General features: G+C 39.8%; 7 protein-coding genes and 4 pseudogenes. 4 read left to right on the forward strand and 7 right to left on the reverse strand.

Going from position 1 to position 8,787, the window contains the following annotated elements:
* A pseudogene (locus QMA12_RS21550) lies at positions 1-112 on the forward strand (IS630 family transposase); the annotation flags it as partial.
* Positions 113-123: 11 nt separating this feature from the next.
* On the opposite strand, the pseudogene rhuM reads toward QMA12_RS21550, so the two are convergent.
* The 6 genes and pseudogenes from rhuM to QMA12_RS21580 all read right to left on the reverse strand — a co-directional run.
* Positions 124-582 (reverse strand): annotated as a pseudogene (rhuM, locus tag QMA12_RS21555) (RhuM family protein); the annotation flags it as partial.
* On the reverse strand, positions 575-1,933 hold the full coding sequence (locus QMA12_RS21560) for a restriction endonuclease subunit S (RefSeq protein ID WP_290211444.1): 1,359 nt from the start codon (positions 1,931-1,933) through the stop codon (positions 575-577). The pseudogene rhuM and the gene QMA12_RS21560, both read right to left, overlap by 8 nt.
* A 13-nt stretch (positions 1,934-1,946) precedes the next feature.
* Positions 1,947-2,126, reverse strand: coding sequence for a hypothetical protein (locus tag QMA12_RS21565; RefSeq protein WP_290211445.1), 180 nt, complete (start codon positions 2,124-2,126; stop codon positions 1,947-1,949).
* The gene (locus tag QMA12_RS21570; protein WP_290211446.1) at positions 2,119-3,162 is read right to left on the reverse strand and encodes an Abi family protein; all 1,044 of its coding nucleotides are present in this window, start codon (positions 3,160-3,162) and stop codon (positions 2,119-2,121) included. The genes QMA12_RS21565 and QMA12_RS21570 overlap by 8 nt, the downstream gene beginning before the upstream one ends.
* A gap of 286 nt (positions 3,163-3,448) precedes the next feature.
* Positions 3,449-5,878: a class I SAM-dependent DNA methyltransferase gene (locus QMA12_RS21575; protein WP_290211447.1), complete on the reverse strand. Its 2,430-nt coding sequence runs from the start codon at positions 5,876-5,878 to the stop codon at positions 3,449-3,451.
* 326 nt (positions 5,879-6,204) lie between these two features.
* The gene (locus QMA12_RS21580) at positions 6,205-6,450 is read right to left on the reverse strand and encodes a YfhL family 4Fe-4S dicluster ferredoxin (protein WP_290211448.1); all 246 of its coding nucleotides are present in this window, start codon (positions 6,448-6,450) and stop codon (positions 6,205-6,207) included.
* Positions 6,451-6,669: 219 nt separating this feature from the next.
* Here QMA12_RS21580 and QMA12_RS21585 point away from each other — a divergent pair, with 219 nt between their 5' ends.
* Together QMA12_RS21585 and QMA12_RS21590 are read left to right on the forward strand one after the other, a co-directional pair.
* The gene (locus QMA12_RS21585) at positions 6,670-6,960 is read left to right on the forward strand and encodes a helix-turn-helix transcriptional regulator (protein ID WP_290211450.1); all 291 of its coding nucleotides are present in this window, start codon (positions 6,670-6,672) and stop codon (positions 6,958-6,960) included.
* A complete protein-coding gene (locus QMA12_RS21590; RefSeq protein ID WP_290211449.1) occupies positions 6,950-8,242 on the forward strand; it encodes a type II toxin-antitoxin system HipA family toxin in 1,293 nt (430 codons plus the stop codon). The genes QMA12_RS21585 and QMA12_RS21590 overlap by 11 nt, the downstream gene beginning before the upstream one ends.
* A gap of 68 nt (positions 8,243-8,310) precedes the next feature.
* On the opposite strand, the pseudogene QMA12_RS21595 reads toward QMA12_RS21590, so the two are convergent.
* Positions 8,311-8,598: pseudogene (locus QMA12_RS21595) on the reverse strand (LysR substrate-binding domain-containing protein); the annotation flags it as partial.
* 76 nt (positions 8,599-8,674) lie between these two features.
* Between QMA12_RS21595 and QMA12_RS21600 the strand changes: the two are divergent.
* Positions 8,675-8,787, forward strand: a pseudogene (locus tag QMA12_RS21600) (ISAs1 family transposase); the annotation flags it as partial.

Consider the following 8,787-nt stretch of genomic DNA (forward strand, 5'->3'; position numbering starts at 1 on the left):
AGAATTTAGAGATAAAATCGATGAGTTTTTTAGTCAAACACTTCCTAATTTAGGCGATATTTTGGCGAGCAGAATTAACGACAATTTTCAGGTGTTAAATTCTGCATCTTGAGGTGTGATGGGTATATCACGTATACGATTTAATAGCTCGTCAAAGTACTGCATGTTATCTGGGTTTTTAAGGCGTTCGTCGTCCATTACAAAACCTTTGGTTAGGTACTCTTGTAATGTTCTTGTCGCCCATTGGCGAAATTGGGTGCCTTGCTTAGAGCGCACGCGGTAACCCACCGCTAATATGGCTTCTAAATTATAATGCGCTACATCACGAGCAACTTCGCGTGTGCCTTCTTTTCGAACTATTCGGAAATTCCTAATGGTTGCATTTCGTTCAAGTTCGCCCTCACTATAAATATTACTTAAGTGCTCATTTATAGTCGGTACGCTCTTTTGATAAAGCTCAGCTATTAGGTTTTGAGTTAACCAGAGCGTTTCTGTTTCAAAGCGACATTCAACCTTGGTTTGCCCTTCATCTGTTTCAAATAAAATAAGCTGCCCAAACGGTGGCATAACATTATTAGTCATTAGGCTGCTCCCAATTGCGCACGTCGATTTTGCCTGTTACTGCGGCTGAGATTAGAGCTGTTCGGCGCTCTTTCATCAATTCAATAGCATTAGTTGCATTGTTAATAAGCACATCATATTTCGAAGTTAGCGCTTCTAATTCACTGACTATTAGATCTTGCTCAGATAATGGTGGTATTACGAATGCGAAGTTTCTAATATTATCAACATTTATTCTTTTGAATGTAGAACCAACCATTGCTAGTTCTAATTGCTGACTTATTACACTGGAATGAAGAACATACATAGCAAACAAAGGAAGTAACCCGTTAGATAGTCTGATCAAACAAACATCCTGCCCCATTGCAAACGGTGGAAGCCCTTCGCTTACAATAGCGGCTTCGCCAACAGTTGCATTTCGACTATAAATGATATCTCCAACCTTGGGCTCTCGGCCTCCACCAATAAGTTCATTATAATACTTTTCACTCGTATACTTTGCTGTTGATAAATCTACAAACCACTTTTTAACTTCACTAATACTCGCTAAAGGGATGCCATCATCAAAAAACTCTGCTGTTATATGCTTACAGTCAATAACCTCGCTATAATGCTTTAAAGTTGAAGCAATCCAATGAGCTGGTACCTCACCTAACCACTCGACACCAGAATCTTTCATTGGGACGTTTGGATTTAGGCCTTTAGTTACAGCATGACTGATCACCGCTTGGCGCTTTTCTTTTAGTAGCTCAATCAGTTGCTGCTGCTTTTCAATTAGGGTATCGATTCTAGCGGTTTCGTGATCGAGGAAGTTAGCTATTTGAGTTTGCTCGGCCAATTCAGGCTTAGCAAGCGAATATCCACTCACAATTTCAGAAGGTACGCGCTTTAGACCACCAGCACCACTCATTGCTGCAATAGCAATATACATGAAACTATCTTCTTGCAAGCGATAGTATAAGAAGCGATTGTTTACTCGGCCATTAGAGCGAAGAACGTAGATTTCAGAAGAACCAAAACCAATACCGTTCAACAAACCCGAAGCTACTGCGATATTTTTATTTTCAAAACACGGCGTTACTTTGGCCATAAGCACATCGCCGTCTTCAAAATATGTATATCCGTTATAAACATCACTAACTAAGCGTTTCTCATCCAGAGTGATTGAATTCAACTTGAGCTTTTCCATCGGCAAGAAACTACACTCTTGACTCAATAATTCAGCATCGATAGCAGATTTTTTTGGGGTAAGAGCCGCCAAATGTTTCACGGGGATAACTTGCCAATGAGAAGGAATACTACCCAACCACTCAACCCCAGAATCCTTATACTCAGGATAAGCCTGATACTTGCTAGCTTTTAACTCACTCATGCGAACCTCCAAATTAAGATTTAAACCAATTGGGCAACAAGTTGTAGCCCAATTGCCCGCACAGAGCTAAAAGCTCGGTATTCACTTTAACAAAGGCTTTTTGCTGGCTAGATACCACCTTATGTTTAAGCTCTGTTAGCCATTGCTTATATTCTGCTGTTTGCTGTGATTTTAGGTGTTTGTTTTTATGCATTCTCATCATCCTTCAAAGCCCAAAATGGATGCGTTGCCCAATTTTCAGGAAACCCCATATTTCTAACTGGTACTTCTGGGTGTTTAACTATTAATTGAACAAGCTTGTCTGTCCATTGGCTATCGGGGCTTACCTCTCTCATTAGGTGTGCCAACAATAATAAAACTGAATATAAGCGTTTTGCAGGCTGTATATGGCTATTAGGTAATACTGGGGGTAACTGCCATTCTGCGTCTCTTAGTAGCTTGGGTGCAATAGGTAACTCCCTATTCCATAAGCGAGCATGATGTGCACAACAATTTCTAATAAAGGTAAGTGTATGTAACCAACTAGCAAACTTATCCTGAGGAACATTAAAGCGCTTTGCGATAGCTTTTCTGTCGGAGTCTTTAACTAACCCTTTATATAAGTGAGAAAGCTCACCCAGTGTTAGCTCTTCAATTACTGCCCAACACGGTGGTAAATTAGGCTCGTTATAATGGCTCACATAATATCGGCAATAGTTTTCACGTTGCTTTAGATTAATTAGTTCCGCTTTTTTTTGGGGGGTATGTTGCGGCGAATTATTAATTTTTGCGGCTTCTCTTGCCAAAATGCCACGCTCTTTGTCCTGCTTATCACTTAATGATTTAATTAATCGATTATGATCATAATTGCGATTAAAGTGATTGCGGTCAATGTACCAGTGAGAGCCACTATAAGGTTCATCGTCTTGTTGATACTTTGGGCCCATAACATTATTAAACATGGAGCGGGTAGCAACTTCAATGCGCTCAACCGCATCCATAATTAACAGCCTAAGCTCTCGGTCAAAAGCATACAAGGCAACCACTTGTTTAAACTCACTGCCTTCATTAAATGGGTGCTCTTCATGGTGTAACTTTTGAAAAGGCCGCATATAGGCTGATAGTCTAAAAAAGCTAATAACCTCTAAATAATGTTTAGCTCGTTCAGGCTCTTTTATACTTAGCCCACGTTGCTGGAGTAACGCTATTTGCTCATCAAGGCTAATCGAGGGTTTGAAAAATGGGATCACATCAATTCCCTATCGACACTTTTTACTAGCTGAGATATATATTTTAAATAGGAGGAAGCTATTAAGGCGTAGAAAAAAGAAAACCCGCACAATTTCAGCATAAATTTTGATAAATCAAAACCCATAGGCTTGGCGGGTATATTGCGTATTATATTAGTTTTTAATGACGGTAAGGTCAATAATAATAGCAAATTAATAATAGTTTTTTGTTGGGCTTTAACCCACCATGAGGTTAGCTTTAGCTGCAAAGTCAGTATATTAGATGACTTACGATCACAATATTTCATTACGAATGAACCTCTTGCAATAAGGTCATTATGTCACTGCTCACAGCATCAAGTTCAGCATCAATTTCGGCTAAATCACGCGGTGGCTGGTAATCATAAAAATGGCGGTTAAACGGTATTTCATAACCAACTATACCTAGTTCGCCGTCTTTATCATCACACTTGGTGTCGTTAATCCATGCATCGCTTACATGCGGTGCAACTTCGCGGTTAAAGTAGTTTTCAACCATTTGGGTTGTGCTAATACTTGACTGAGTTGAGCCGTTTAAATAAGCTTCTTTTAGTGGGACATTTTCGTTATCACGCAGGTCGCCATCTTGCTTATAAGTAACTACTTTTCCTTGCCACTTTTTAACATTACCTTGATATTCAAATGCTCCATACATTGGGTTTGCTGAATCTTTAAATAATTTATCAACCACGCATTCAGCCGCTGGGTTTTTGAAAGTGATGGCATCGAGTAGTTGTTTTTTCTCTTTAGTGTCGAGTTTAATATTGAGTGCTTTAAGTGCTTGTGCATAGGTAATATCAAACTGGTTAAAATCGTCTGATTGCAGCTGCTTACCACCAGCATCGTCACCTAGCTGTGTTTGTAGTTGCTGCGCTTTTTCTATAAGGGATTTTTGGAATAACCAAAGCTTAGGCTCTAATACATCTTTAATTTGTTTTTCTTTCAGCTCTGGGAAGTCGGCTTTAATAATCGCTCTGGCCTCAATTTCAACGGCGCTCAAATCGCCATACTGATCGTCAGTAGACCACTGTGTGCCAAACTTATCATAAAGCGCCATCATCGCTGCATTGTAAGGTTTAGGTGCAAAACGAAGTGATGCAATGGCTTCATCAGTTACTTGCGCTGACAATCTCAACGGGCGCTCTATGGTGATACGACGATAGCCAAATTCATAGGTATTAAATATTTTACTGGCAAAGGTTTTTGCTACTTCAGCTTTTGGGTTAGCCGCTTGGCGACCTCGGCTACTTTTAGCCTCAGTTGATTTAATTAAGCCTAGCTCTTCAAGTGTTGTTGTTTCTACTTGTGCAAAATTACCAAAGCTGCGAGTGATTATTTTAATGTCGTCTTCGCTCATAATATTACGTTTAGAGCCAAGAGATTTACGCATTTTACCGCACAGGTTAGCGCCATTAATTAGCTGAACCTTGTTTTTACGCTCAGCGCTTTGCTGCTGCGCTTTTTTGTTCGACAATACCCACACATAAGTAGCAATACCTGTGTTGTAAAACATATCAGTCGGTAAGGCTATAATTGCCTCAAGTAAGTCAGACTCTAAAATATAACGGCGAATCTCACTTTCACCACTGCCTGCACCGCCCGTAAATAAAGGCGAACCATTTAGAATAATACCAATACGCCCGCCGTTATCGGATGCATCGCGCATTTTACTAATAAGGTGCATTAAAAATAGCAATGAGCCGTCTGACACTCTTGGTAGGCCTGCACCAAAGCGACCGTCAAAACCTTTTAAGGTATGCTCGTCTTTAATATCGCCTTCAATCTTTTTCCAATCTACACCGAATGGCGGGTTAGACAGCATGTAATCAAACTTATCGACTACTAGCTGATCATTCGATAAGGTGTTACCTAATTTAATACGGCTTACGTCTTGCCCTTTAATAAGCATATCGGCTTTACATATAGCGTAAGATTCTGGGTTTAACTCTTGACCAAATGCGCGCATAACCGCATTAGGGTTAAGCTCATGCACGTACTCCATACCCGATGATAAAAAGCCGCCTGTGCCCGCTGTTGGGTCGTAAATAGTGCGAATAATCCCTTCTTTAGTTAGAGCGTCATCGTCTTCCATAAATACTAGCGAAGTAGTTAAACGTACTATATCGCGGGGGGTAAAGTGCTCTCCTGCGGTTTCGTTAGAGCTTTCAGCAAAGCGACGTATTAGCTCTTCAAACACTAAGCCCATATCGTGATTTGATATAGCTTGTGGGCTTAAGTCGGTCGTGGCGAATTTTTTAACGACTTTAAAAAGTAAGTTAGCATCATCTAACAATCCGATAAACTCATCAAACTTAAAATGCTCAAATATTTCGCGGGCATCGGCTGAAAAGCATTGAATATAACGCTCAAGGTTGGCTTTAATATCGCCCTGCCCCATTTTGCCTAAATCCATAGGCGAGGTATTAAAAAAGGTTAAGCCGCTTTCGTTATTTACAGTTTTGGTCGCTCTTATTAATAACTTTTCTTGTGCATCTTCTGGCAGGTTTAACGCTTTAATGCGCTCAAACTCGGCTACTACAGCATCTTTACTTGGTGCGAGCACACACTCAAGACGGCGTAATAGGGTAAAGGGTAAAATAACACGGCCATATTGAGACTGTTTAAAGTCACCGCGAAGCAGGTCTGCAACTGACCAAATAAAAGCAGCGGTTTGAGAAAAGTTATTATTCGTTGTCATTTTATTCTTCCAAATACGTGTTTGGCGCTTACGCCTAAATTATTAGTAAGCTTGAGTTCGGTAAGCTGTGCGCCCTTTATCAGCAAATAGCTGAATGTGCTACTGTTCTATCGGTATCGCGCTTGGCTTGCAAGTATATCATTGCTAAAAGAGGAGTCATAAAAGATTGGTAATTGGGTAATGACATACGATTCCTTTGCCAGCCTTATTAGCTAATAACTAAATGGCTAATCCATTGTTCTTGTTAACCAAGATAATACCCAAATTAGGATTATGGGGCAAAGGTTATGTCGGTAGGATTGCTGGTATCAAATCAGTAGTTTAAATTACCCCGTTAACCTCACGTATTTCTCTGCCAGTTCATCAATACTTTCGCGATGATTAGGATCGGGCTTAATGCAATCAATGGGGCATACACTTACGCAGGTAGGGTTGTCGTAGTGGCCTACGCATTCGGTGCATTTACTTGAGTCTATTTGGTAAATTTTAGCGCCCATATAAATGGCTTCATTTGGGCACTCGGGGGCACACATATCACAGTTAATGCATTTACTATTTATGAGTAAAGCCACTATCTAACCTCATTGCATATTGCTAGCATAAAATTACAGCCGTGAATTATGCACTTTATTCTCTATTATTTTATTGATCTCAAACAATAAAAATTGTGGCAGGCAATTAGCGCCACCATTACCTTTACAACCAACAAATAGACACTATAATGTCTATTAACCTGCAAAATATAGCTTTTTAGCTACAGTAATGTCCAAACTAATTCGAGTGAGTTTATTATCAATTATTTATTGTTAAGCGAAGGTGATGTGCAGCTGGCTTTTGCTGAGCACCTAAAAGAACGTCGCAAAAAAGCAAAAATGTCACGCGAAGCGTTAGCGAAAAAAAGCACAGTACCTGCTTCTACAATAAAAAAGTTTGAGGTTACAGGGCTTATTTCATTCAGGCAGCTATTACTTTTGTGGCAAACACTCGACGATTTAACTCGTTTATATGACTTAACAAAAGCGCCAGCTCAAAGTAAGAATGCGCCAACGTCTATTGATCAGGTATTAAACAATGGCCTTTAAACCCATAGAGAAGCTAGAAGTAAAACGTACACTGTCAGACTCAACAGAGTTAATGGTGGGTGTACTAGCTCAAAATAGGCAAGGTGTTTACTTTCAATTCGATCAAGGCTATTTAGACACATATGGTAATCTTTCGCCATTCTCACTCGCCTTCAATAGAGATGTTCAGTTAGCACCCAAAAGCCCACATAATGGATTGCATGGGGTCTTTTCTGATTGTTTACCTGATGGGTGGGGGTTACTACTACAGGACCGTGTATTCAGACAAAATAATATAATGCCTAACTTTGTGACCCAAATGGACCGCTTGTCTTTTGTTGGCCATTGTGCTATGGGAGCATTATCGTTTACACCTGAAACTCATTATGATGACACAAATAACGCTGAAGCTGGTCTTGCTACATTAGGCCAACAAGCCCAAGCAATATTTGACGGACAAACAGAAGAAGTACTTTCTGCGTTAGTGGCTGCTGGTAGTTCCGGCGGTGCACGCCCTAAAGCCCAAATTTATTTTCCTGACAATAATATACAAGAATGTAGAACAAAACCTAAAACAGGTGATGATGCTTGGTTAATAAAATTCACATCCAAAAACCTCGCTTTAGGACATGAGGAAGGGTTATGTGAAGCTGTGTATTTGGATTTAGCTGAACAAGCGGGATTAAACCCTCCTCAGAGATTACTGGTACCCGCCCCAGAAGGGACCGGTGCAAAGCAATGGCTTGCCTTAAAACGATTTGATAGGTTTAAATTAATGGGTGATAAAATGGGCTGCAAACATATGCATAGCGCATGTGGCTTGCTAGATGCAGATTTTCGCACACCTACATTAGATTATGAGGATTTAATTAAAGCGAGCCGTGTTTTATGCAAATCACCTGCTGCAGGGCAATTACAATTTCGTCGGGCTATGTTTAATTTATTTAGCTGTAACCAAGACGACCACAGTAAAAACTGGGCTTTTTTACAAGAAGATTCTGGTGAGTGGGACTTAGCGCCTTTTTATGATGTCACTTTTAGTCCTCACCCTTTTAATGAGCATGCTACTTCGTTTGCTGGATTTGGAAAAAACCCGCCACTAAAAGCGATTCAAAAGCTGGCCTCTGCCGCTGGTTACGCTAATTGGAAACAAGTACAAGTTATAATATCTGAAATAGCAGAGATTATTTTAAACTTTAGAAACACAGCAAAAGCATTAGACGTAAATAAGCAAACGATTAGTTTAATAGAGCAACAACTTGATAATACGTACGCCATGAATAAGCATTTAATGGGCAGTTAATTGTATTAAGCTAATAATATTGATTTATTTATAATTGTTCTGAATCCATATCACATTAAATGTTTTAGCTAGAGCAAATTAGACTCATTTTTTACTTGCAGTTTTTGTACTAAAAAATCGACTGCGGCTTTTACTTTTGGCACTAAATAGCGTTGCTTTTGATAAAGCAAATACACGGCCATTTCAGCATCTTGACTAATGGTGAGTGGGTGTTCAAAGTTAAGCTCTTGCAACTGGCCAGACTCAAGATATGAAGCCAGTGCCCAGCGAGTCGACATTAAAATACCTTCCCCGTTGCAGGCCTTTTTTGCCAACCACGAACCATTATTTGAGATTGCGACCGCAGGCCCTGAAACACAGGGCAGGATCATACTTTGTAAACATTCATAGTTTATGATCTAATACTATAAATTTCATCACTTTATATTTCTTATGTCCTTATTCTCCCATTTAGAACTTGTAAAAGATAACCGCTCAACTATCAACCAGCATCATAACCTTGTCGATGTACTTTTCCTTATTATTAGTGCTGTAACATCTGGATG

The sequence above is a fragment of the Pseudoalteromonas sp. APC 3893 genome (assembly GCF_030408095.1).
In the GTDB taxonomy this organism is placed as follows: domain Bacteria; phylum Pseudomonadota; class Gammaproteobacteria; order Enterobacterales; family Alteromonadaceae; genus Pseudoalteromonas.

Bases quoted from the DNA above. Each gene is read 5' to 3' on its own strand.
- QMA12_RS21590 (WP_290211449.1), top strand. From the start codon at position 6,950: ATGGCCTTTAAACCCATAGAGAAGCTAGAAGTAAAACGTACACTGTCA.
- QMA12_RS21565 (WP_290211445.1), bottom strand. From the start codon at position 2,126: ATGCATAAAAACAAACACCTAAAATCACAGCAAACAGCAGAATATAAG.
- QMA12_RS21575 (WP_290211447.1), bottom strand. From the start codon at position 5,878: ATGACAACGAATAATAACTTTTCTCAAACCGCTGCTTTTATTTGGTCA.
- QMA12_RS21560 (WP_290211444.1), bottom strand. From the start codon at position 1,933: ATGAGTGAGTTAAAAGCTAGCAAGTATCAGGCTTATCCTGAGTATAAG.